At 66.2% G+C, this 22,270-nt stretch carries 20 protein-coding genes and 2 pseudogenes; 9 read left to right on the forward strand and 13 right to left on the reverse strand.

Annotated features, from left to right (window positions below):
• Positions 1–111 precede the first annotated feature (111 nt).
• From ACNQQL_RS21715 to ACNQQL_RS21730, 4 genes are all read right to left on the reverse strand, one after another.
• Positions 112–1,245, reverse strand: a complete 1,134-nt coding sequence (locus ACNQQL_RS21715) for a hybrid sensor histidine kinase/response regulator (protein ID WP_347065575.1) — start codon at positions 1,243–1,245, stop codon at positions 112–114.
• Positions 1,246–1,722: 477 nt separating this feature from the next.
• On the reverse strand, positions 1,723–3,306 hold the full coding sequence (locus ACNQQL_RS21720) for a Na+/H+ antiporter (RefSeq protein WP_347065577.1): 1,584 nt from the start codon (positions 3,304–3,306) through the stop codon (positions 1,723–1,725).
• A gap of 229 nt (positions 3,307–3,535) precedes the next feature.
• Positions 3,536–4,969 (reverse strand): aldehyde dehydrogenase family protein, encoded by a 1,434-nt coding sequence (locus ACNQQL_RS21725; protein ID WP_347065579.1) that lies wholly within the window; start codon positions 4,967–4,969, stop codon positions 3,536–3,538.
• Between the two features lie 29 nt (positions 4,970–4,998).
• Complete coding sequence (locus ACNQQL_RS21730) at positions 4,999–6,639, reverse strand: acetolactate synthase large subunit (RefSeq protein ID WP_204422511.1); 1,641 nt, start codon at positions 6,637–6,639, stop codon at positions 4,999–5,001.
• 349 nt (positions 6,640–6,988) lie between these two features.
• On the opposite strand from ACNQQL_RS21730, the gene ACNQQL_RS21735 reads away from it, so the two are divergent.
• Both ACNQQL_RS21735 and ACNQQL_RS21740 read left to right on the forward strand, forming a co-directional pair.
• Positions 6,989–7,306, forward strand: a complete 318-nt coding sequence (locus tag ACNQQL_RS21735; RefSeq protein WP_096474909.1) for a type II toxin-antitoxin system RelE/ParE family toxin — start codon at positions 6,989–6,991, stop codon at positions 7,304–7,306.
• Between the two features lie 3 nt (positions 7,307–7,309).
• Positions 7,310–7,609, forward strand: coding sequence for an addiction module antidote protein (locus ACNQQL_RS21740; RefSeq protein ID WP_072439284.1), 300 nt, complete (start codon positions 7,310–7,312; stop codon positions 7,607–7,609).
• A 48-nt stretch (positions 7,610–7,657) separates the two neighbouring features.
• Here ACNQQL_RS21740 and ACNQQL_RS21745 read toward each other — a convergent pair whose 3' ends face one another.
• From ACNQQL_RS21745 to andAc, 5 genes are all read right to left on the reverse strand, one after another.
• Positions 7,658–8,944 (reverse strand): DUF445 domain-containing protein, encoded by a 1,287-nt coding sequence (locus tag ACNQQL_RS21745; protein ID WP_347065582.1) that lies wholly within the window; start codon positions 8,942–8,944, stop codon positions 7,658–7,660.
• 91 nt (positions 8,945–9,035) lie between these two features.
• Entirely contained in the window at positions 9,036–10,256 is a 1,221-nt protein-coding gene (gene andAa / locus ACNQQL_RS21750; protein ID WP_347065584.1) for an anthranilate 1,2-dioxygenase system ferredoxin--NAD(+) reductase, read from the reverse strand.
• Positions 10,246–10,572: an anthranilate 1,2-dioxygenase ferredoxin subunit AndAb gene (gene andAb, locus ACNQQL_RS21755; protein ID WP_006479527.1), complete on the reverse strand. Its 327-nt coding sequence runs from the start codon at positions 10,570–10,572 to the stop codon at positions 10,246–10,248. The genes andAa and andAb overlap by 11 nt, the downstream gene beginning before the upstream one ends.
• A 17-nt stretch (positions 10,573–10,589) precedes the next feature.
• Entirely contained in the window at positions 10,590–11,066 is a 477-nt protein-coding gene (gene andAd, locus ACNQQL_RS21760; RefSeq protein ID WP_175958604.1) for an anthranilate 1,2-dioxygenase small subunit AndAd, read from the reverse strand.
• Between the two features lie 14 nt (positions 11,067–11,080).
• Positions 11,081–12,352 (reverse strand): anthranilate 1,2-dioxygenase large subunit AndAc, encoded by a 1,272-nt coding sequence (gene andAc / locus ACNQQL_RS21765; RefSeq protein WP_204422508.1) that lies wholly within the window; start codon positions 12,350–12,352, stop codon positions 11,081–11,083.
• A gap of 211 nt (positions 12,353–12,563) precedes the next feature.
• Here andAc and andR point away from each other — a divergent pair, with 211 nt between their 5' ends.
• Positions 12,564–13,523 (forward strand): anthranilate 1,2-dioxygenase regulatory protein AndR, encoded by a 960-nt coding sequence (andR, locus tag ACNQQL_RS21770; protein WP_347065588.1) that lies wholly within the window; start codon positions 12,564–12,566, stop codon positions 13,521–13,523.
• Between the two features lie 144 nt (positions 13,524–13,667).
• On the opposite strand, the gene ACNQQL_RS21775 is transcribed toward andR, so the two are convergent.
• Positions 13,668–14,558, reverse strand: a complete 891-nt coding sequence (locus ACNQQL_RS21775) for a LysR family transcriptional regulator (protein ID WP_175958600.1) — start codon at positions 14,556–14,558, stop codon at positions 13,668–13,670.
• A 91-nt stretch (positions 14,559–14,649) separates the two neighbouring features.
• Here ACNQQL_RS21775 and ACNQQL_RS21780 point away from each other — a divergent pair, with 91 nt between their 5' ends.
• From ACNQQL_RS21780 to catC, 3 genes are read left to right on the forward strand one after another with little or no spacing between them, the layout of a single operon-like run.
• Positions 14,650–15,783: a muconate/chloromuconate family cycloisomerase gene (locus tag ACNQQL_RS21780; protein WP_347065590.1), complete on the forward strand. Its 1,134-nt coding sequence runs from the start codon at positions 14,650–14,652 to the stop codon at positions 15,781–15,783.
• Positions 15,784–15,815: 32 nt separating this feature from the next.
• Complete coding sequence (gene catA, locus ACNQQL_RS21785) at positions 15,816–16,718, forward strand: catechol 1,2-dioxygenase (RefSeq protein WP_347065592.1); 903 nt, start codon at positions 15,816–15,818, stop codon at positions 16,716–16,718.
• Between the two features lie 43 nt (positions 16,719–16,761).
• On the forward strand, positions 16,762–17,052 hold the full coding sequence (catC, locus tag ACNQQL_RS21790) for a muconolactone Delta-isomerase (RefSeq protein WP_347065594.1): 291 nt from the start codon (positions 16,762–16,764) through the stop codon (positions 17,050–17,052).
• 96 nt (positions 17,053–17,148) lie between these two features.
• On the opposite strand, the pseudogene tssJ reads toward catC, so the two are convergent.
• Positions 17,149–17,475 (reverse strand): annotated as a pseudogene (gene tssJ, locus ACNQQL_RS21795) (type VI secretion system lipoprotein TssJ); the annotation flags it as partial.
• On the opposite strand from tssJ, the pseudogene ACNQQL_RS21800 reads away from it, so the two are divergent.
• Positions 17,474–17,737, forward strand: a pseudogene (locus ACNQQL_RS21800) (GPW/gp25 family protein); the annotation flags it as partial. The pseudogenes tssJ and ACNQQL_RS21800 sit on opposite strands and share 2 nt — an antisense overlap.
• 10 nt (positions 17,738–17,747) lie before the next feature.
• Here ACNQQL_RS21800 and ACNQQL_RS21805 read toward each other — a convergent pair.
• The gene (locus ACNQQL_RS21805) at positions 17,748–18,533 is read right to left on the reverse strand and encodes an NAD(P)H-dependent oxidoreductase (RefSeq protein WP_347065596.1); all 786 of its coding nucleotides are present in this window, start codon (positions 18,531–18,533) and stop codon (positions 17,748–17,750) included.
• 86 nt (positions 18,534–18,619) lie between these two features.
• Between ACNQQL_RS21805 and ACNQQL_RS21810 the strand changes: the two genes are divergently transcribed.
• Both ACNQQL_RS21810 and ACNQQL_RS21815 read left to right on the forward strand, forming a co-directional pair.
• Entirely contained in the window at positions 18,620–19,513 is an 894-nt protein-coding gene (locus tag ACNQQL_RS21810; RefSeq protein WP_347065598.1) for a LysR family transcriptional regulator, read from the forward strand.
• A gap of 216 nt (positions 19,514–19,729) precedes the next feature.
• Positions 19,730–20,140, forward strand: a complete 411-nt coding sequence (locus tag ACNQQL_RS21815) for a DUF2471 family protein (protein WP_072439232.1) — start codon at positions 19,730–19,732, stop codon at positions 20,138–20,140.
• A 63-nt stretch (positions 20,141–20,203) separates the two neighbouring features.
• On the opposite strand, the gene ACNQQL_RS21820 is transcribed toward ACNQQL_RS21815, so the two are convergent.
• Positions 20,204–22,237 (reverse strand): NADPH-dependent 2,4-dienoyl-CoA reductase, encoded by a 2,034-nt coding sequence (locus tag ACNQQL_RS21820; protein WP_347065600.1) that lies wholly within the window; start codon positions 22,235–22,237, stop codon positions 20,204–20,206.
• Positions 22,238–22,270: the final 33 nt, after the last annotated feature.

Consider the following 22,270-nt stretch of genomic DNA (forward strand, 5'->3'; position numbering starts at 1 on the left):
TCTAAAATCAGCGTTGAAAAAATCCACGCCCGCCTGCGCGCCGGACGGCGCGCCACGAGCGCCTCGTGGTCGGAGGCGGACGACGCGGCGCCGGCGGGCCGCGCCGCGAAATCACCGCTCCGCTTGCGCCGGCAGTCGAAGCGCGACCATGAAGCCGCGCACCGTATTGCGCATCAAAATCTGGCCGCGATGCCGCGCCGCCGTCGCGCGGACGAACGCGAGCCCGAGGCCGAAGCCGCCGCGCGCCGCGCCATGCGCGGATTCGAGCTGCACGAACGACTCGGTCGCAGCCGTGCGCTGCTCCGGTGCGATGCCGGCGCCGGTATCCTCGACGCCGATCAGCCAGGCGCCGTCCTCGCCGCTCAGCGTGCAGTGCACGTCCGTGCCGGCCGGGCCGTACTTCAGCCCGTTGTCGATCAGGTTCGCGACCGCGCGCGTGAGCATCATGCGGTCGCCCATCGTCACGCACTCGGTATCTGGCACGTGCGCGACGACCCGGCTGCCGCACCCGGCCGCCTTCTCCCAAAGCTGGTCGACGGCATCGAGCACGATCTCGTTGAGACTCACGACCTCGTGCGCGCGGCGCTCGGACTGTGCGCGGGTCAGGTGGATGAAACCGTCGGCGAGCGCGAGCGCGCGCCGCGCATGGCCGGCGATGCGCTCCATGATCGCCGGCATGTCGCCGTGTTCGGTCCGGTAGACGTCGAGCAGCGCGAGGATCGACGTCTGCGGCGAACGCATGTCGTGCGACAGGAAATCGAGCGCCTCGTCGCGCTGCCGCGACATCAGATACGAATTCGAGTGATAGCGGATGCGCGCGGTCAGCTCCATCGCGTCGGGGAGCTTCACCAGATAGTCGTTCGCGCCGGCGATGAACGCCTCGCGCTTGACGATCGGCTCCTCCTTCGCGGACAGCACGATGATCGGCACCCGTGCGGTGCCGGCGTCCGCGCGCCACGCGCGAACGAGATCGAGGCCGTCGATCTCCGGCATCACGAGATCCTGCAGGATGACGGTCGGCTTCACGTCTCGCGCGACCGACAGCGCCCGGTGCGCGTCGGTGCACACGTGCAGGTCGATGTCGTGTTCGCTGCGCAGCGCGCGGCGGATCACCTCGCCGACGAACGGTTGATCGTCGACCAGAAGGACCGAAAGCCCCGATTCAAGACAATCCGGGGCATTATCGCTGCTCGATTCTTTCATAAATACAGTTTCAAACGCCGAATCTCCAATCGATTCATTCATAGGAGTTGTTTATCCGACTTGGACACTATCTTATATTGGCGGTTGATAAATCCGCCTGATTCTGCCGATTTGGCCTGTCGGCACTGCCTTGCGGGGCTTCGGGCATCGATTTTTCCCCGTCGACGACCGCATTACCTCCGCATTCTTTCTCTCAATAAACATAACCGGCTGATTCTAAATGAAATTAGAACACAGCATCTATCTCCTTCCGGTTTAGTTTTGCCAAATATGCGGAAAGAGCCGCAATCAGATAAATCTGATCATTTCCGGATTCGAAAGACGATAACGTTTGCGAGCCCGAAGAAGCGAGGTTTGCATGCGCTGCAAGGCTCGATCGCGGCACGTATTGGGGCCTGATGCAAATGCATCGCATCGGCTTGAGGAAGGGAGAAAAAAAGCGGCGCGCCGGGCGGGGATCGTCCCGTACGCGCATCGGGCCGGCAGGGAGCCGGCCCGCGTGATGGCGGTGCGGCCCGCCTACCCGCGCGCGTGCTGCGCGGACACTTCCTGCAGGTCGAGATCGCGTTCGAGCATGTGCAGCATCTCGTCGTGGATGCGGCCCGAACGATGCAGGCGCAACAGTTCCGCGCGCCCGGCCTTGATCGCGGCCAGCACCACGTCGTAGTGCGCGGTGCGCACTTCCGCCGGATACGCGGGTTCGTTCTTCGTCCGCTCGGTCAGTTCCGCGCGATACGTGTATTGCTCGAGCAGGCGCGGATGGATCACCGCGCCGTTCTCGTCGCGTACGAGCGGCTGGATCGCCGCGAGTTGCGCGGCCTCGACGTACGCCCACGTCTGCGGCTCGGTCAGGTGATGCGCGGCGCGCTCTTCGCGTTGCGGCAGGCGCAGCAGCCGGATCAGCGGCCCGATCGTCGTACCCTGCAGCAGCACGGTGACGAGGATCACCGCGAACGACGCGACAAGGATCACGTCGCGGCCGGGCATCGCCTCAGGCAGCGACAGCGCGATCGCCAGCGTGACGACACCGCGCATCCCGGCCCAGCTCATGATCGTCGCGGCCTTCCAGTCGGGCGCGTCGCCGCGCCGCGCGATGCCGCGCACCGGCCACTTCAGCGCCTCGACCGCGTAGATCCACACGAAGCGCGACACGATCACCACCGCCAGTACCGCGAGCACGGGCGGCACCATCGTGGCGAGCACCTGCTCGAAGCCGCCGAGCCGGTGCATCGCGCCGCGCAGCGACAGCCCGATCAGCACGAACACCATCGCCTCGAGCAGGAACACGATGACCTGCCAGAACGCAGTGCCGCGCGTGCGCACGGCTGCCGAGAACACCTCGTGCTGATGCCAGCCGATGATCATGCCGGCCGTGACGGTCGCGATCACGCCCGATACCTCGACCATTTCGCCCGCGATGTACGCGATCCAGCCGGCGATCACCGCGACGGTGATCACGAGATAGTCGTCGTCAAGCAGCTTCAGGAACCACACGACGAGCCTGCCGACCACGAAGCCGACCACCACGCCGCCGAGCCCGAGCTCCGCGAAGCGCACGACCGCGTGCTCGAGGCTGAACGCGCCGGTCAGCGCGGCAGCGACCGCAAAGCGGAACAGCACGAGGCCGGCCGCGTCGTTCAGCAGGCTCTCGCCTTCGAGCAGCACCATCAGCCGGCGCGGCAGCGCGACACGTTCGAGCACGGCCTTCGCGGCGACCGCGTCGGGCGGCGACACGATCGCGCCGAGTGCGAAGCAGGCGGCCCACGGCAGCGCCGGCGCGACCCAGTGCACGGCAAAGCCGACCGAGAACGTCGTGAACACGACCGCGCCGATCGCGAGCAGCAGGATACCGCCGACGTTGCGCTTGAACTCCTCCCACACGGAGAAGTACGCGCCGTCCATCAGCAGCGGCGGCAGGAACACCAGCAGCACCAGTTCGGGATCGAGGTTGATCGGCGGCAGGCCGGGGATGAACGCGATGCCGATGCCGCCGATCAGCAGCGCGGCCGCGGGCGGCAGCCGCAGCCGCTTGGCGATGCATTCGAGCGCGACGATCGCCAGGAATGACAACAGAACCAGCTTGAATGCCGAGACGGGAGACATGAATCGACCTCGTGAAGAATGAATTCGCGCTTTCCGGCGTCGTACCCCGGTCGGCAGTTTGGCGCGATTACATCACGATGCGATGCCCGCAGTCGAGCGTGTTCGGGAGGCCCGCCACGCGGCACGGGCCCGACGCGGCCCGGTACGCGTGCCGCGATGAAAAACGGCACGCGGGCCGGCACGATCGCCCGCCCGCGTGCCGTCGCGGCACCGCGCTGCCCGCCCCGCGTTACCGGCGCCGCACGACCATCAGCCGCGGCTCGGTCATGTCTTCGATCGCGTAGCGGATCCCTTCGCGGCCAAGGCCCGAATCCTTCACGCCGCCGTACGGCATGTTGTCGACACGGAACGACGGCACGTCGTTGATCACGACACCGCCGACCTCCAGCTCGTCCCACGCGCGCTGCGCATGCGTGAGCGAATCGGTGAACACGCCGGCCTGCAGCCCGAAATCGCTGTCGTTCACGCGCGCGAGCGCGTCGTCGAACCGGTCGAATTTCTCGAGGATCGCGACGGGGCCGAACGCCTCCTTCCGGTACAGGTCCTGCTCGTGCCCGACGTTTTCCAGCAGCGTCGCCTCGAACATCGCGCCGTCGACCCTGCCGCCCGCGACGATATTCGCGCCCGCCGCGACGGCCGCGTCCATCCAGCCCGACAGCCGGCGCGATTCGGATTCGGAAATCATCGGGCCGACGAACGTCGACGGATCCTTCGGATCGCCCATCTTCAGCGAACGCGTCTTCGCGATCAGCTTCTCGCGCAGCGCATCGTAAAGATCGGCATGCACGAGGATCCGCTGCACGCCGATGCAGCTCTGGCCCGACTGGTAGTACGCGCCGAACGCGAGACGCTCGACCACGTAGTCGAGCCGGTCGCGCTGGTCCGCATCGACGATCGCGGCCGCGTTGCCGCCGAGTTCCAGCACGACTTTCTTCTTGCCGGCTTTCTCCTTCAGCGCCCAGCCGACGGCCGGCGAGCCCGTGAACGACAGCAGCTTGAAGCGCTCGTCGGTCGTGAACAGATCGGCGCCGTCGCGATGCGCGGGCAGCACCGAGAACGCGCCCTTCGGCAGGTCGGTTTCCGCGAGCACCTCGCCGATGATCAGCGCGCCGATCGGCGTGCGGCTCGCGGGCTTCAGCACGAACGGACAACCGGCTGCGAGCGCGGGCGCGACCTTGTGCGCGGCGAGGTTCAGCGGGAAGTTGAACGGCGAGATGAACGAGCACGGGCCGACCGGCACGCGCTTCGTGTAGCCCGTATAGCCCTGCGCACGCGCGGAGATCTCGAGGTTGATGATCTCGCCGTCGATACGCACCGATTCCTCGGACGCGACGCGGAACGTGTCGATCAGCCGCGTCACCTCGCCCTTCGAATCGTTGATCGGCTTGCCGGCCTCGATGCACAGCGCTTCGGCCAGCTCGTCGAAGCGCTCGCGAAAGCGCGCGACGCAATGGTCGAGCACGGCCTGCCGCTTGAAGGCCGGCAGCTCGCGCATCGGCTTCGCGGCGTCGACCGCCGCGCCGATCGCCGCATCGATCGCCTTCGCGTCGGCCAGCGCGACGCGCGTCGCGACCTCGCCGCTGAACTTGTCCGTCACTTCCAGATCGGTGTTCGCGTAGACAGCCTCGTTGGCGAGGTAGTACGGATAGGTTTCCTTCAACATGGAACGACTCCTTCCTGTGAACGGGGAATTCAGAGTTGCGCCGACAGCCGCTTGATCTCGCGGTTCAGCACGCGCTCGTTGTCCGAGTAGTCGATCGGCACGTCGATCACGTGCACGCCCGGCGACGAAAAGCACTCGCGCAGCAGCGGTTCGAGATCGTCGGCCGATTCGACGCGATGCCCGTGCGCGCCGTAGCTTTGCGCATACGATACGAAATCGGGGTTCTGCAGTGTCATCGCGAAATCGGGGAAATTCATGTTCTCCTGCTTCCAGCGGATCATCCCGAATGCGTCATCGCGCAGGATCATCACGACGATGTCGAGCTTCAGCCGCACGGCCGTTTCGAGCTCCTGCGAATTCATCATGAAGCCGCCGTCGCCGCACACGGCGATCACCTTGCGCTGCGGATGCACGATCTTCGTCGCAATCGCCGACGGCAGGCCCGCGCCCATCGATGCGAGCGCGTTGTCGAGCAACAGCGAGTTCGGTTCGTGCGCACGCCAGTAGCGCGCGAACCAGATCTTGTACATCCCGTTGTCGAGACAGACGATCCCGTCGGCCGGCAGCGCGCTGTACAGGTCGTTGACGATGCGCACCGGGTACATCGGGAAGCGCGGGTCGTGCTGGCCCTTCTGCAGGTGCGCGTCGAAATGCTCCTTGATCATCGCGAAGCGCACGAAATCCCAGTGCGGCTGCGGCGTGAGCGCCTCCTTCATCTGCCATACCGCGTTCGCGATGTCGCCCACCACCTCGATCTGCGGAAAATAGACCGGGTCGACCTGCGCGCCGAGGAAGTTCACGTGGATGACTGTTTTGTCGTCCGCGTGCATGAAGAACGGCGGCTTCTCGATCACGTCGTGGCCGACGTTGATGATGCAGTCCGCATGCTCGATCGCGCGGTGCACGAAGTCGCCGTCGGACAGCGTCGCGTTGCCGAGCCACAGCGGATGCGTCTCGTCGATCACGCCCTTGCCCATCTGCGTCGTGAAGAACGGGATGCCCGTCTTGTCGACGAATTCGAGCAGCATCTTGCAGCTGGTCTTGCGGTTGCCGCCCGCGCCGATCATCAGCAGCGGATGGCGCGCGGACTGGATCGCGTCGACCGCGTGCGCGACCGCTTTCTCCTCGGCCACGGGCCGCCGGCTGTAGCTCGCGGGAATCGGCTTGCCGTCCCCTTCCTCGTGCGCGATGTCCTCCGGCAGTTCGAGGTGGGTCGCGCCGGGCCGCTCTTCCTCCGCGCGCCGGAACGCCTCGCGCACGGCCGACGGGATGTGGCCGATCGACACGATCTGCCGCGTGAGCTTCGTGAGCGGCTGCATCATGTCGACCACGTCGACGATCTGGAAGTGGCCCTGCTTGCTGGATTTGATCGGCTTCTGCCCGGTGATCATCAGCATCGGCATCCCGCCGAGCTGCGCATACGCGGCGGCCGTCACGAAGTTCGTGGCGCCGGGCCCGAGCGTCGCGAGACACACGCCGGTGCGGCCCGTCAGGCGGCCGTAGGTGGCGGCCATGAACCCGGCCGCCTGTTCGTGCCGGGTCAGCACGAGCTTGATTTTCGACCGCCGCAGCGATTCGAGCAGATCGAGGTTTTCCTCGCCGGGAATGCCGAATACGTACTCGACGCCTTCGGCTTCCAGCGCCTTCACGAACAGATCCGATGCTTTCATGGGGACTCTCGGTTGATGCCGCCTGCCCGGCCTACGGACACGCGGCGTACATGACGCGCGCCGGCCTACGGCACGCGGACGCTTTACCTACTGGACACAAGCCACGGCACTGCCCGCCGCGCAACGAGCGATGCGCGGCGGCGCCTCCGGATACCGGAGGACGAACGGACCCGCCCGCGCGCGGCGGGCGCGCACGGGCGGAAAAGACGTTTTTGATTGTAGACGGATTCGGCGGATTTCGACTTCGGCCGAATGGCCATTCGGCGCGCAAACGGAGCGGGCGGCCCTAATGTAGCGACTACGGAATAGCCCGATATACCTGTGAACCATGGTTGACATACTGCAATCAATGCCCTACAGTGCGCCTACGTTCAGCATCCGGACCACCGACGTCTTCGACGCATGGTTTGCCGGCCTGCAGGATCGCGTCGCGAAGCGCCGCATCCAGGCACGCATCGACCGCCTGTCGATGGGCAATCCGGGCGACTGGAAATCCGCCGGCTCGCCGGTCGTCGAAATGCGTATCGACCATGGCCCCGGCTATCGCGTCTACTACGTCCGGCGCGGAACGATCTGGGTCATCCTGCTCTGCGGCGGCGATAAATCGACGCAACAGGCCGACATACGCGCCGCGCACGCGATGCTCGCGCATCTCGACATGGAGTGATCGATGGACAAGATCAGCACCCGCCCGTGGGATTCGGCCGACCATCTGCAAACCGAAGACGACATGGCCGACTACTTCGAAGCCTGCCTGCAAGAGGCCGGCGACGATCCGGCCTTCATCGCGCACGCGCTCGGCGTGATCGCACGCGCACGCGGCATGTCGCAGGTCGCGCGCGATGCGGGCCTGTCGCGCGAAGGGCTGTACAAGGCGCTGTCGCACGACGGCAATCCGAGCTTCGGCACGATCCTGAAGGTCATCAAGGCACTCGGCCTGCAACTGCACGGCTCGAAAGCGCACGCGTGATGCGCGGGCGCGCGCCATCGCGCCCTTTCCGCGATGCCCGTCGCCGCGTCAGTGCAGCCACCCGGCCGCCCAGCGCGGCACCAGCGACACCAGATACAACCCGAGCCCGATCAGCCCGCCGACCAGCGTGCCGTTGATGCGAATGTACTGCAGATCCTTGCCGATGTTCAGCTCGATCTGCCGAGACATCTCGCGCGCATCCCAGTTGCGCACCGTGTCGCGAATGTGACGCATCAGGAAATCGGCGAAATCCGGCGCCATCTCGTGCACGGCCTTCTCGATATGCTCGTTCAGCGACGCGCGCAGTGCCGGGCTCTCGGCGAGCCGTGCGCCGAGCCAGCCGCCGAGCGTCGCGGCCTGCCGGTGCAGCGTCGAATCGGGGCGTGCGAGATCGGCCTTCAGCCATGCGCGCAACTGGTCCCACAAGTCGCGCGCATACTCGTTGAACGCATCGCCGTCGCGGATATAGCGCTTGATCTCCTCGCCCTTTTCGATGAACGCGGGATCGTGCTTCAGCCGCTCGGTCAGCCGCGCGACCGTCCGGTCGAAGCGCTGCCGCAACTCGTGCTCGGGGTCCGCCGCCACGCCTTCGAGCACGCGGCTCACCGCGCTCGCGAGCATCCGCGCGCCGTTTTCGCCGAACCACTGCGTCGGCATGATCTTCTCGACCTTCGGGTACTGCGTCTTCAGCCATTCGACGATGAAGCCCGCGATCACCTCGCGGTTCTCCTCCTTGTCGAGCACGTCGACCACCTGTTCGATCGCATCGTCGAGCAGCGCCTGGTGGCGGCCGTCCTTCGTCAGCGTATCGAGGATCACGCCGGCCGATTGCGACAGGTCGACCCGGTCGATCACCGCGCGAAACGCGTCGTGGACGAACGACTGGATCCGCGCGTCGTCGGTCATGTCGAGTGCGAAGCTCATCAGTTTCGTCACATAACCGCCGAGCGCGTCGGTGTTCGCGGGCTCGCCGAGCCACGCGCCGAGTTTCTGCGCGGGATCGTGCTGGCGGATCTGCGCGGCAAGCGCATCGGGGCCGAGGAACTTCTCGCGCACGAACACCGCGAGGTTGTCGGCGATCTTGTCCTTGTTCTTCGGGATGATCTCGGTGTGGCGCGACACGAACGGGATCGGCACGCGGCGGAACAGCGCGACGACCGCAAACCAGTCGGCGAGCGCGCCGACCATCGCAGCCTCGGCCACGGCCTTGACGCCGTCCACCCACGGGCCGCGCGGCAGCAGGATCGTCGTGACGAACACCGCAACCGCGGCCAGCAGCAGCCACAGCGCGCGGCGCTTGCTTCGTTTCAGTTCGAGGGCTTTGTCTGGCGGCATGGAGGACGGGCGGATCGGCGATGCCGCTAATATCCCCGATTTCGCGTCAACCGACAAACGCGCGGGCCGAGCCGGCCCGCGCGCCCAGCCGTTACAGGAACGTCTTCAGGTTCACCGCCGGATCGGCGAGTTTCACCGGATCGGGCACCGCCCCCGCCGCGATCAGCCGGCGCGATGCGCCGATGTCGCGCCCCAGGTTCGCCGCGGCCACCGCGACGATTCTGCCGTCGTCGCCCAGCCCGAACACCGTGAACGGCCCGCTCGCCGGATCGCCGCGCACGACGGTCGTGCGTTCGCTGCCGAACAGCCCGAGCATCTGCAGATTGCAGTCGTACTGATCGGACCATAACCACGGCAGCTCGGCATAGGTCTCGTCGGCACCGAGCAGGTTCGCGGCCGCGACGGCCGGCTGGTTTTCGGCGACCTGCCACGATTCGATCCGCACGTGACGCCCGAGCAGCGGATTGAAGTGCATCGTCACCTCGCCCGTCGCGAAAATCGCGGGATCGGCGGTGCGGCAGCCCGCGTCGACGCGTATCCCGTTGTCGACATCGAGCCCGGCCGCCTGTGCAAGTTCGACATTGGGTACGACACCGATGCCGACCACGACGATATCGGCCTGCACGTCGCCGCGATCGGTCTCGACGATCGCACCGCCGGACGGCGCACGACGAATCGCACGCGGCAGCGTCGCCATCTGAAACACCACGCCGCGCGCGTCGTGCAACTGACGCGCATACGCACCGACGACTTCCGGCAACGCACGCTGCAGCAATCGGGGAGCCGGATCGATCACCGTCACGTCGCACCCGAGCTGGCGCGCCGCGGCCGCGACCTCGAGGCCGATGAACCCGCCGCCGAGCACCGCGACGCGGCGGCCCGGCGCAAGCTTCGCGCGCAACGCACGCGCATCGTCAACGGTGCGGACGTAATGCGGCGCGACGCCTGCGTCGATCGCGCCGCCGAACGTGCGTACCCGCGAGCCCGTCGCGAGCACGAGCCGCGCGTACGGCAACGTCGTGCCGTCGTCGAGCCGCACGCGCTGCGCGTCGCGCTCGATCGCATCGACGCGCGTGCCGAGCCGCAGCTCGATACGCTGCGTGTCGTACCACGCAGCATCGCGCACGAACGCGCGCTGCTCGCCGCCGTCGCTCATCAGCGCATCCTTCGACAGCGCGGGCCGGTCGTACGGCAGCTCACGCTCCGCGCCGATCATCACGATGCGCGCGGCGGCATCGCGTTCGCGCAGCGCTTCGGCCGTGCGCCGGGCCGCGTGGCCCGCGCCGACGATCACGAACGGATCAGCCGACATTGACTTCCACCTGCCCGTCGACGATCCGGATCGGATAGGTCCGCACCGGCTCCGTGATCGGCGCGCATTTCGGCGCGCCGGTGCGGATGTCGATCAGCCCCTGGTGCAGCGGGCATTCGACGCAACCGTCCTCCACATAACCTTCGGACAGCCGCGCATGGCCGTGCGTGCAGAGGTCGTGCATCGCGAACAGTTCGTCGCCGATCCGGAACACGGCGATCGGCTTCTGGCCGGCGACACGCGCAGCCGGCTCGTCTTCGGAGAATTCGTCGAAAGCGCCGAGCGGATGCCACTCGGCGAGCGTTGCTTCGGTCATGTCGGTTCCTTGCTTCGTCAGATCGGGGTTGCGAGCAGCGTCTGCACGCGCGACGTGTCGTAGATCACGCGCTTGGTCTTGTAGCGCAGCCCGTCGGGCGTGCGCACGACCGTGTCGTAGTACTTGCCGGCCTGATACACGTTCGACTCGCCATTGCTGCGCGTCTGCACGACGACGTAGTTGCTCTCGGTGTCGATCTCGCCGTCGCGTTCGGCGACGATCGTCAGGCCCGACGTCATGTGCCGGTACGTGTGCTCTTCAAAGATGTTCGCGTGCCGCAGCGACACCACGCGGTCGCGCAGCATCCGCTGGTTCGTGCAGTGGACGATCCCGACCGGCAGCCCGAGATCCGCGTTCTCCTTCGGCACGATTTCGTATGTGCAGTCCTCGGTGAACATGTCCGGCCAGTGTTCGAGCCGGTCGTTGTCGAGGTGCCCGATGTAGCGGTTCTGGAGCATGTAAATCTCGAACCACGTCTTCATGTCTTCCGTCATTTCTCGCTCCCGCTTCAATAGCCCATCAGCTTCTGGTAGCCGACCCAGAACTTGCGGATCAGGCTTTCGGTGATCACCGTGTCCTGCTGGTCCGGATTGCCGCGCGACATCTCGATCACCGACGTCGCATCGCCATCGCGCACCGTGCCGCGCTGCACGAGCTCGGTCGCTTCGGTGTCTTCCATCGAGATATAGCCGGCCGGCCCGACGAGGTTCGCCTGCTTGATGCGCAGCGCGCGCAGCTCGGGCGTATCGTCCGCATAGCCGAAGAAATGGAAGATCAGCTCGAAGTTGTCGGGGCCCTTCGGCAGGATCTGTCGCGCGACCAGCGTGTTGTGGATCTGCTGGATCACGAGCTGCGGGAAGATCGGCTGGATATGGTTCGTGCAGTCCTCGTCGAATTCCGATACGAGATCGAGAATCGATTCGTCTTCGAGGTGGAAGCCCTCGTCGAACGAACGGATGTTCTGCTGCTTGTACGCGGCCGACGTATCGTCGTTCGTCTTCGTCACCGTGATGATGCTGTGCAGCCCGTGGTTCGCGTCCGGAATCGAACGCGCCTTCATCCCGACGCGGAAGATGTTGAAGGTCGTATGGAACAGGTGCAGCATGCTCGCGTGATACGGGTCCTTCACGTTCTCCATGTACAGCTTCCAGTTCGACTTCGAATACTGGCGCGTGCAGCCGAGATACTCGATCGGCTTGTGGAAGATCCGGTCGATCCACGGGCGCATCTGCTCGCCGAGGTAGTCGGGCAGCGGCATCACGTCATCGCTGAAGGTCGCGAACACCAGCCCGCGATAGCTGTCGACGCGCAGCTTGCGCAGCCCGTGCTGCTTCGGATCGAAATCCGCGGGCATCCCGGTCATCCCCTTCTGGCCGCGCCGGAACGGCACGCCGAGCAGGTTGCCCGTGTTGTCGAAGCTCCACTGGTGATACACGCACGTGTGCGAGGTCGCATTGCCGCGCGACTTGCGGCACACCTGCGCGCCGCGGTGCGCGCAACGGTTCACCCATGCGGCGAGCGTGCCGTCCTCGGCGCGCGTGACGACCACCGGCGTGTCGCCGACGAACGTGCTCTTGAAGTCGCCGGCGTTCGGGATTTCCGCTTCCAGCGCGACGAAGTTCCACGTCGGCCCGCGGAAGATGCGTTCCTGCTCGCGGTCGTAGACGGCACGCGAACTGAACACCTTGTACGGCACGCGCGAGCCGTCGTCGTGCGGAAAGCTCACGTCGGATGCGTCGTCGCGCGCGGCGAACACGACGGGCGATTCTGTCTGCTCCATGTCGGACTCCTGGTCGTTCCGTTTCATTAATAAGATGGAGCCCATTTTTGAAAAGCTAATATTCGCCGTCTATCCGGAAAGTGCGATTGCGGCGATGCAATATCCACTTTCGGCGGATTTCTGAGCTAGCATGGCGGCACACACGATGCGGCACTTGATCGAGACCCATTCGTCGGATCGAAGCGCGCCGTCCACAATCAGGCTGATGCCCATGTCCCCAACGTCGTTCGAGCCGCTCGCGCTGCGCGCGCACCGGCTGTTCGAATCCCGCGATCTCGACGAGACGCGCGAGCGGATCTCGCGCGTGATGCAGCCGCACGCGCTGCTGCCGAACGGCCGCGTGCACGGTGCGTCGCACATGGATTTCGTCAAGCTCGGCGGGCTCGGGATCGGCACGATCGCGTTCGGCGACGCGATGCGCGTGCAGGTGGACGCGGTCGACGGCTATTACCTGCTGATGTTCTGCCTGTCCGGCCAGGCCGAGGTGCGCGCGATGGGGCGGCAGCTTGGCGTCGACGGCCAGACCGGCGTACTGTGCGCGCCCGGCGAGCGCTTCGACGCGGTGCTGTCCGCCGATTGCGAGCAGTTCGTGCTGCGCATCGACGCGGCGACCGTCGGCTCGCTGACCGGCGACCCGCGCGCAACGCTCGACCCCGTGCTGCACATCAGCGACGCCGCGCTCGCCGCGTGGCGCCAGCAACTGATGCTCGTCGCGCGTTCGCCCGAACTGCTCGAACGCGCGAACGCGAGCCCGCGCGTCGCGTCGCAGCTCGAGCACCTGCTGATCGACCTGCTGATCGAAGGCCACCCGCCGTCCGTGTTGCACGCGTCGCACCGCGATCCGGCGCCGGGCTTCGTGCGGCGCGCGCAGGACTTCGTGAACGCGCATTACGCGCAGCCGCTGCAGCTCGCCGATATCGTCCGCGCCGCCAACGTGCCGGAACGGACGCTGCGCGACGCGTTCCTGCAGTTCCGCGGGATGAGCCCGATGCAATACCTGCGCGCGACGCGGCTCGGCCATGCGCGCGAGCTGCTGCGCGGTGCGGCGTCCGGCCGGCGGATTGCCGATGTCGCGCTCGATTGCGGGTTTACCCACCTCGGGCGGTTCGCGATCGCGTACCGGGAGAAGTTCGGAGAATCGCCGTCGGAGACGCTCGACGGGAAACGGTGACGACGTATCCGCCGCCGCACCCGGCAGCTTGCAACCGGCAACGGCTTCACACGGGACGGCGCGACACCGCGATGCCCTCTCCGCATTTGCCTGCGTACGCCGAAACAGACCGTTAGTTGCGGTTTATAAAACCAGCGACGACCGTTACCCCGCCGGCGCGAACATCTCCCGCGCGATCGCGCAGAACGCGGCCGTCGCCGCGCTTTCGCCGTGCAGCCGGCGGCTCATGATGATCGGCGACGTCGCCGCCGGCTCCGGCAGCCGCCGGTAGACGACACCTCTCACGCGCACACCTTCCACGCTCTCCGGCACCAGCGACACGCCGACCTGCGCGGCGACGAGCCCGAGCGCCGTCTGCAATTCGCGCACCTCATGGACGGCCGCCGGCACCAGCCCGCCGTCGCGCAATGCGGACAACTGCTGATCGGCGAAGCTCGGGCGCGGCGTGCTCGGATAGACGATCAGCGTCTCGTTCGCGATATCAGCGAGCGCGAGCGGCCGGTCGGGGTCGGCAAGCGGATGCCCGGCCGGCAGCGCCGCGATCAGCTTTTCCTCGATCAGCGCCTCGCGCACGAGCTGGTCGTCGTCGAAACGCAGTCGGCCGAACCCCACGTCGATCCGCCCGCCCTTCAGCGCACCAAGCTGCTCCAGCGTGAACATTTCGATCAGCGACAGCTCGACGTCCGGCTGCGCCTCGCGAAACGCACGGATCACGTCCGGCAGTGCGCCGTACAGCGTCGACGGCACGAAGCCGATCACGATCCGCTCCGACAGCTGCGCGAGCCGCCGCGTCAGCGGGCCGAGCTCGTCGGCCTGGTCGACGAGGCGCTTCGCCTGCGTATAGAACACGCGCCCGGCGTCCGTCAGCTTCAGCGGCCGCGCGCCGCGCTCGAACAACGGCAACCCGATCTCGTCCTCGATCGCCTGGAGCTGGCGGCTCAGCGGCGGCTGCGTCATGTGCAGCCGCTCGGCAGCCCGCGTGATGTTCATTTCCTCCGCGACGGCGATGAAGTAGCGGAGCTGGCGCAATTCCATTTCATGCCTCAAAGGTATGGAAGTAGTCGGAAAGAGTGTTGGACGACGCGGGGCGGGAATTCCTACCATGTGCACCAACAGGAGGAATCGCATGATAGCAACTGCCGCCACCATCGAACGCATCGAGACGCTGCTCGTCGACGTGCCAACGATCAGGCCCCACAAACTATCGGTCGCCACGATGAATTGCCAAACCCTCGTACTGGTCCGAGTTCGATGCACGGACGGTATCGAAGGCGTCGGCGAGGCGACGACCATCGGCGGCCTCGCGTACGGCGAGGAGAGCCCCGAAAGCATCAAGGTCAACATCGACACCTACTTCGCGCCGCTGCTGCAGGGCATGGACGCGACGCGCCCGGGCGCCGCGATGGCACGGGCGCGCAAGCTGTTCCAGGGCAACCGCTTCGCGAAGTGCGCGATCGAAACCGCGCTGTTCGACGCGCAGGCGCGGCGTCTCGGCGTGCCGCTGTCCGAACTGTTCGGCGGCCGCAGGACCGATGCGGTGGACGTCGCATGGACGCTCGCGAGCGGCGACACACAGCGCGACATCGCGGAAGCCGAAGCAATGCTCGAAGCGCGCCGCCATCGTGCATTCAAGCTGAAGATCGGTTCGAACGCGGTCGATGACGACGTCGCGCACGTGGTCGCGATCAAACGCGCGCTCGGCGAGCGCGGCGACGTGCGGGTCGACGTGAACCAGGCGTGGAGCGAAACCGACGCGATCCGGGCCGGCGCGCGGCTCGCGGAAGCCGGCGTGAGCCTGGTCGAGCAGCCGATCGCCGCGACCAACCGCGCAGGGCTGAAACGTCTCACGCAGCTCGCGCAGGTTCCGATCATGGCCGACGAGGCGCTGCACGGCCCCGTCGATGCGTTCGCGCTCGCGCAGGATCGCGCGGCCGACGTGTTCGCGGTGAAGATCGCGCAATCGGGCGGCCTGCAGGGCGCGGCGAGCGTCGCGTCGATCGCGGCGGCCGCCGGCATCGAACTGTACGGCGGCACGATGCTCGAGGGCGCGGCCGGCACGATGGCGTCCGCGCAATTGTTCAGCACGTTCGACTCGCTGAAATGGGGCACCGAGCTGTTCGGCCCGCTGCTGCTCACCGAGGAAATCCTCGTCGAGCCGCTGCGCTACCAGGATTTCAAGCTGCACCTGCCGGCGACGCCCGGCCTCGGCATCACCTTCGACTGGGCCCGCATCGAACGGATGCGACGCGACGCCCGCTGATCCCCACACGACAACCGCAACCGGAGACACAGATGAACAAGCAAGCCATCGACGCCCTGCTGAAGACCTTCGACGACGCCGCCGAGAAGCCCGGCAACCCGCGCGTGCGCGCGATCGTCAACCGGATCGTGAAGGACATCTGCTACACGATCGAGGACTTCGACGTGCAGCCGAGCGAGTTCTGGACGGCCCTCGACTACCTGAACGAAGCGGGCCGCGAATTCGGGCTGATCGCCGCGGGCCTCGGCCTCGAGCGCTTCCTCGACGTGCGGATGGACGAGGCCGAGGAAAAGGCCGGCATCCAGGGCGGCACGCCACGCACGATCGAAGGGCCGCTGTATGTCGCCGGTGCGCCGGAATCGGTCGGCCATGCACGCCTCGACGACGGCACCGACCCGGGCCAGACGCTCATCATGCGCGGCCAGGTGCTCGGCAACGATGGCGCGCCGATCGCGAATGCGCTGGTCGAGGTATGGCACGCAAACCATCTCGGCAACTATTCGTACTTCGATCAATCGCAGCCCGCATTCAACCTGCGCCGCTCGATCCGCACCGATGCCGAAGGCCGCTACAGCTTCCGCAGCGTGCTGCCGGTCGGCTACAGCGTGCCGCCGGGCAGCAAGACCGAGCAGCTGCTTGACCAGCTCGGTCGCCACGGCCATCGCCCGGCGCACATTCACTTCTTCGTTTCGGCGGACGGTTATCGTAAGCTGACGACGCAGATCAACATCGAAGGCGATCCGCACATCTGGGACGACTTCGCATTCGCGACCCGCGAAGGGCTGATCCCGAAGATCAAGCAGGCCGAAGGCGCGGAAGGCAAGCCGTACGGTGTCGACGGGCAGTTCGCGCTGATCGACTTCGATTTCTCGCTGCTCAAGGAAAAGCAGGACGTGCCGGCGAGCGAAGTCGAGCGGGCACGCGCGCAGGCCTGAGCGGCCGTTCCGTTCGACGAATCGATAACGCAAGGAGTGCAGGATGCTGTTTCATGTGGAAATGACGGTCCGTCTGCCGGCGGACATAGATCCGGTCAAGGCGGCGACGCTGAAGGCGGAAGAAAAGGCGATGTGCCAGCGGCTGATGAACGAAGGGATCTGGCGGCATCTGTGGCGGATCGCGGGGCGCTATGCGAACGTCAGCATTTTCGATGTCGAGAGCGTTCAGCAGCTGCATGATCTTCTCAGCCAGTTGCCGCTGTTTCCGTATATGGAGATGGAAGTGCGGGCGCTGTGCCGGCATCCGTCTTCGGTTCGGGAAGACGATCGGTAAACGAGCGTGAAGGATGTCGGCGGCGGCATCCTTCACTAATTCGTTCCGCTCCTTGCTTGCCGCGCAGATTCAGCTCGTCGTGAAGAGCGCCGGCGGCTATCGGCTGGTCCCGTACTCCCCGGAATCTCGACCGCCCGCCAATTCGGTCATCGACAATTCGAGCTTGAGCGGCTTGTCGGCGTCGAGCTTCTTCTTTTCGACAACGCGTTTCCAACCATCCCTGTTTCCCGGAGCGCGATAGAACGCGACGACTGCAACGTATCGCGTATCGGCCTTCATCGGCTGAGACAGGCTTGCCGATGCCCCGGAGCTCACGACCGTCGACATATCTGCCTGCAAATCCTAGGCGAGCACCGGCCGGTCGTGCTTCAACAGATCGTCATACGATGCTGTATCGAACATCTTGCGGTCCTTCAGTTGGTACGGGCTGCCCGATCTCACGAACATCTACAAGGCACTGCCCGCATCCGCGCACTTGCTCAAGCAGCAGATGGAAGCGACGCTGCTGAAGTACGAGCCGCGCATTCGCTCGATCGACGTCGGGATCGTCGACAACCGCGATCCCGGCATCCTGGTCAGCTTCGAGATGACGTGCCACCTGAAGAACGCCGGGCTCGTGCGCTTCGGCACCTACTTCGAGCCGCCGGGCCGCCTGCGCGTCGAACGACGCATCGATCGGTCATGACCACGCCCAATCAATGCCCGTGCGCGAGATGCGCCGCAAACCCCGCCTTCCCCTGCGCGATCTCCTCCTTCAGCGTCAACGCCGGAATCTCATAATCGCCTGCATTCTGCCGCCGGAACGGAATCGGCTGCGCAGTCCACAGATCGTCGAAACGCCTGCCGAGCGCCGCGCGCGTTTCCTCGAAACGCGCGTCGTTCATCTTTCCCGTCCGGTAGATCACGAACGGCGGCAGCACATCGAAACCCGGGTAATACAGAATCCCGTGATGAATCGGGAACAGCACGTCGTCGATCGGCCCGTTGATGCCGCGCGGGCTGTAGTGCGATTCCCAGCCGCCGGTCGTCACGATCACCATCGCACGCTTGCCCGCCAGTGAGCCCTCGCCGTAACGGTCGCCCCAGTGCTTGTCGGAATGCTCGCCGACGCCGTATGCGAAACCGTACGCATACACGCGCTCGACCCAGCCCTTCATGATCGCCGGCATCGAGAACCACCACAGCGGAAACTGCAGGATCACGGCATCGGCCCACTTCAGCTTGTCCTGTTCGCGCGCGATATCGTCGCGTTGCGTGCCCGTCTCGAATGCATGCTTCGAGTCGAGCGCAGGATCGAAGCGCGCATCGGGCGCGCGATCGGTCACGTCGCTCGCATCGAACGCCGCCTTCCAGTTCATCGCATACAGGTCGGTCACCTGCACGGTGTGGCCGGCCGCTTCGAGATGCTCGACGGCAAAGTCGCGCAGCGCGCCGTTCAGCGAACGCGGTTCGGGATGGGCATAAACGATCAGCACATTCATGTTCGTCACTCCGTTGATTGAATGACTGCAGGATGCCCCCGCCGAAGGTATATTTGAAATGAATTCCTGATATTCCAGGTATAGCCATGAATAATCTCAGGCGACTCGATCTGAACCTGCTGGTCACGCTGGACGTGCTGCTCGCCGAGCACAACGTCACGCGCGCGGCCGAAAGGCTGAACATGTCGCAACCGTCAGTGAGCGTGCAGTTGCAGAAACTGCGCGACCTGTTCGGCGATCCGCTGCTGCTGCCGGGGCCGCGCGGGATGCGGCCGACCGCGCGCGCGGAAGCGCTGCGCGAGCCGCTGCGGGATGCGCTCGAAGCCGTCGAACGCGCGGTGGTTCCGGCCGCGCCATTCGATCCCGCGACCGCGACGAGCACGTGGCGCGTGGCCGCGACCGACTACGGCGAATCGACGATCGTGCTGCCCGCGCTGAACACGCTGCGGGCGGCCGCGCCCGGTACACGGCTCGCCGTCGTCGAGCTCGTGCCGCCGCGCATCGAGCAGGATGCCGAGCGAAACGGCATCGACCTGGCCTTTCATACGACCGAGGGGTCGCCGCCAGGCATGCGGCGCCTGCCGCTGTTCGTCGAGCGTTACGTGCTCATCGGCCGAGCCGGGCATCCGAAGCTGAAGCGGCGCCCCACGCTCGCGCAGTTCGGCACGCTCGAACACGTGATCGTGTCGCCCGACGGCGGCGGCTTCTTCGGCGTGACGGACGAAGCGCTCGCGAAGCTCGGTGCCACGCGGCGCGTCGTGCTGTCCGTGCCGCATTTCCTGTTCGTGATGTCGGCCGTCGCCAGCACCGATCTCGTCGCGATGCTGCCCGAGCGGCTGGTGCGCGACGTGCCCGCGCTGCGCGTCGTGCAAGCGCCGGTCGAGGTGCCCGGCTATGAAATGTCGATGCTGTGGCACGAGCGCGTGCATCGCGATCCCGCGCATCGGTGGCTGCGGGAAACCATCGCGGAATCGGTGTAAGCCGAATGCGGCCCACGGAATCGGCGCGACAACGAGCGGGCAGCGCTCGCACACCGGCCTCTATCGGCTTCCCGTCATCCGCCCCCTGCCCGCGCCGGCAAGATTCTTCATCCGGGACTTGAAACCGCCTCGAACACTGTATGTATTTACAGTGCTTTTGCACCATTTGACCCGAATTCCGTCATCCACAGACGGACGGACTTTTGTGAGGCGACCATGTTCCAGTCATCCGCATTCGATCCCGAGCAACCCGGTTTCAACCCGATCCACTTCGAGCGCGCCGCGCGGCAGGCGGTCGTCGATCTTCAACGCGTCGTCGGCGCCCCCGCGCAGCGGGCGCTCGGCCTGCGGCGGCGCAGCCATCCGGCAGCGGTTCGCACGATGAGCTGGCAGGCGCTGTTGAATGTCGAGGAGCTTGCGTTCTCGAACGCAGGCTTCCTGAACCGCAACGATCCGACCGTCATCGATGCGTTCATCCGGCTGCGCGACAGCCGAATGATCGCGGCGGACATCGAGGAAGCCGTCGACTGGAAGCGCGACGACGACGATCTACCCGCCGTCTATCTGATCGTCAAGGCGATGCTCGAAGCGGAAGAGGCAGAGACGCAGCGCGTCGAGATGGACTGACGCCGGCGCAAGCGACGAATCCCGGGGCAGCGCACGCCATCGCGGCCACGCGCCGCCGAGCAATCAGAGCCGCGCCGCGAGCCGCGCGCCCTGATCGATCGCGCGCTTCGCATCGAGTTCGGCGGCCAGTTCCGCGCCGCCGATCAGGTGCACCGAGCGCCCGGCCGCCTGCAGCGGCGCGAGCAACGCGCGCTGCGGCTCCTGCCCCGTGCAGAGCACGATCGTGTCGGCTTCGATTACTTCGTGATCGGTGCGCTGCTCGCCGTACGACACGTGCAGCCCGCGCGCATCGATCAGCTCGTAGTTCACGCCGCCGATCATCTTCACCTGCTTCATCTTCAGCGTCGCGCGGTGAATCCAGCCGGTCGTCTTGCCGAGCCCCTTGCCGAGCGGCGCGGCCTTGCGCTGCAGCAGCGTCACTTCACGCGCGGGCGCCGCAACCTGCGCACGCGTCACGCCGCCGCGCGTCACGGCCGGGTCGGTCACGCCCCACTCGGCCTTCCACTCTTCCAGATCGAGCGCCGGCGACTCGCCCGCCTGCACCAGATACTCGGCGACATCGAAGCCGATCCCGCCCGCGCCGACCACCGCGACGCGCCGGCCGACCGGCTGCCTGCCGGCAAGCACATCGATATAGCTGAGCACGTTCGGCCCATCCTGCCCAGGAATCTTCGGGTCGCGCGGCGCGACGCCCGTTGCAAGCACGATCTCGTCGTAACCGCCCGCGATCAGGTCGCTCGCGTCGACGCGGCGATTCAGGTGCAGGTTCACGCCGGTCAGCTCGACCTGCCGGCCGAAGTAGCGCAACGCTTCATGAAACTCTTCCTTGCCCGGAACCTGCTTCGCCATGTTGAACTGGCCGCCGATCTCGGCTGCGCCGTCGAACAGGTCGACCTGATGGCCGCGCTGCGCGAGCACGGTCGAGCACGCGAGCCCGGCCGGCCCCGCGCCGACCACCGCGATGCGCTTCGGCTGCTGCGCGGGCGTGTATTTCAGCTCCGTCTCGTGGCACGCACGCGGATTCAGCAGGCACGACGCGATCTTGTTCTTGAACGCGTGGTCGAGGCACGCCTGGTTGCAGCCGATGCAGGTGTTGATCTCGTCGGCGCGGCCCTGCGCGGCCTTGACGACGAACTCGGCATCCGCGAGCAGCGGGCGCGCCATCGACACCATGTCCGCGCAGCCATCTGCCAGGATCTGCTCGGCCACTTCCGGCCGGTTGATCCGGTTGGTCGTCACGAGCGGAATGCCGACCTCGCCCTTCATTTTCTTCGTCACCCACGCGAACGCGCCGCGCGGCACCGACGTCGCGATGGTCGGCACACGCGCCTCGTGCCAGCCGATCCCCGTGTTGATGATCGTCGCACCCGCGCGCTCGACGGCCTTCGCGAGCTGCACGGTTTCGCTCCAGTCGCTGCCGTCCGGAATCAGGTCGAGCATCGACAGCCGGTAGATCAGGATGAAATCGCGGCCGACCGCTTCGCGCGTGCGCTCGATGATCTCGATCGGCAAGCGGATGCGGTTCTCGTACGACCCGCCCCACTGGTCGGTGCGCTTGTTCGTATGCATCGAGATGAACTGGTTGATCAGGTAGCCCTCGGAGCCCATGATCTCGACGCCGTCGTAGCCGGCTTCGCGCGCGAGCTTCGCACAGCGGACGAATGCGCGAATCTGCCGCTCGACGCCGCCCGCGCTCAGTTCGTGCGGCGCGAACGGTGAAATCGGCGACTTGATCTTCGACGGCGCGACCGCGAACGGGTGGTAACCGTAGCGGCCCGTATGCAGGATCTGCAGTGCGATCTTGCCGTCCTCCGCATGCACGGCGCCGGTGATCTCGCGATGCCGCCGCGCGGCGGCCGACGTCATCAGCGTGCCGCCGAACGGCTTGGTCCAGCCGGCCACGTTCGGCGCGAAGCCGCCCGTCACGATCAGGCCGACGCCGCCGCGCGCGCGTTCGGCGAAATATTCGGCGAGCCGCGGCAGCGTCTTGCGGCTGTCCTCGAGGCCCGTGTGCATCGAGCCCATCAGCACGCGGTTCTTCAGCGTCGTGAAGCCGAGATCGAGCGGCGCGAGCAGATGGGGAAAGGTGGTCGTCATGGTGATCCTGCCGGTAAGCGATGCCTGCCATCG

The organism is Burkholderia sp. LFS061, assembly GCF_047978125.1.
Lineage (GTDB): Bacteria > Pseudomonadota > Gammaproteobacteria > Burkholderiales > Burkholderiaceae > Burkholderia > Burkholderia pyrrocinia_C.

What these genes read in the sequence shown, in the direction of transcription:
- ACNQQL_RS21815 (WP_072439232.1), top strand. Translation starts at nt 19,730, where the DNA reads ATGTTCCAGTCATCCGCATTCGATCCCGAGCAACCCGGTTTCAACCCG.
- ACNQQL_RS21775 (WP_175958600.1), bottom strand. Translation starts at nt 14,558, where the DNA reads ATGGAATTGCGCCAGCTCCGCTACTTCATCGCCGTCGCGGAGGAAATG.
- ACNQQL_RS21805 (WP_347065596.1), bottom strand. Translation starts at nt 18,533, where the DNA reads ATGAATGTGCTGATCGTTTATGCCCATCCCGAACCGCGTTCGCTGAAC.
- andAc (WP_204422508.1), bottom strand. Translation starts at nt 12,352, where the DNA reads ATGGAGCAGACAGAATCGCCCGTCGTGTTCGCCGCGCGCGACGACGCA.
- ACNQQL_RS21780 (WP_347065590.1), top strand. Translation starts at nt 14,650, where the DNA reads ATGATAGCAACTGCCGCCACCATCGAACGCATCGAGACGCTGCTCGTC.
- andAd (WP_175958604.1), bottom strand. Translation starts at nt 11,066, where the DNA reads ATGACGGAAGACATGAAGACGTGGTTCGAGATTTACATGCTCCAGAAC.
- ACNQQL_RS21715 (WP_347065575.1), bottom strand. Translation starts at nt 1,245, where the DNA reads ATGAATGAATCGATTGGAGATTCGGCGTTTGAAACTGTATTTATGAAA.
- ACNQQL_RS21745 (WP_347065582.1), bottom strand. Translation starts at nt 8,944, where the DNA reads ATGCCGCCAGACAAAGCCCTCGAACTGAAACGAAGCAAGCGCCGCGCG.
- ACNQQL_RS21720 (WP_347065577.1), bottom strand. Translation starts at nt 3,306, where the DNA reads ATGTCTCCCGTCTCGGCATTCAAGCTGGTTCTGTTGTCATTCCTGGCG.
- catC (WP_347065594.1), top strand. Translation starts at nt 16,762, where the DNA reads ATGCTGTTTCATGTGGAAATGACGGTCCGTCTGCCGGCGGACATAGAT.
- ACNQQL_RS21730 (WP_204422511.1), bottom strand. Translation starts at nt 6,639, where the DNA reads ATGAAAGCATCGGATCTGTTCGTGAAGGCGCTGGAAGCCGAAGGCGTC.
- catA (WP_347065592.1), top strand. Translation starts at nt 15,816, where the DNA reads ATGAACAAGCAAGCCATCGACGCCCTGCTGAAGACCTTCGACGACGCC.
- andAb (WP_006479527.1), bottom strand. Translation starts at nt 10,572, where the DNA reads ATGACCGAAGCAACGCTCGCCGAGTGGCATCCGCTCGGCGCTTTCGAC.
- ACNQQL_RS21810 (WP_347065598.1), top strand. Translation starts at nt 18,620, where the DNA reads ATGAATAATCTCAGGCGACTCGATCTGAACCTGCTGGTCACGCTGGAC.
- ACNQQL_RS21740 (WP_072439284.1), top strand. Translation starts at nt 7,310, where the DNA reads ATGGACAAGATCAGCACCCGCCCGTGGGATTCGGCCGACCATCTGCAA.
- ACNQQL_RS21820 (WP_347065600.1), bottom strand. Translation starts at nt 22,237, where the DNA reads ATGACGACCACCTTTCCCCATCTGCTCGCGCCGCTCGATCTCGGCTTC.
- andAa (WP_347065584.1), bottom strand. Translation starts at nt 10,256, where the DNA reads ATGTCGGCTGATCCGTTCGTGATCGTCGGCGCGGGCCACGCGGCCCGG.
- andR (WP_347065588.1), top strand. Translation starts at nt 12,564, where the DNA reads ATGTCCCCAACGTCGTTCGAGCCGCTCGCGCTGCGCGCGCACCGGCTG.
- ACNQQL_RS21725 (WP_347065579.1), bottom strand. Translation starts at nt 4,969, where the DNA reads ATGTTGAAGGAAACCTATCCGTACTACCTCGCCAACGAGGCTGTCTAC.
- ACNQQL_RS21735 (WP_096474909.1), top strand. Translation starts at nt 6,989, where the DNA reads ATGCCCTACAGTGCGCCTACGTTCAGCATCCGGACCACCGACGTCTTC.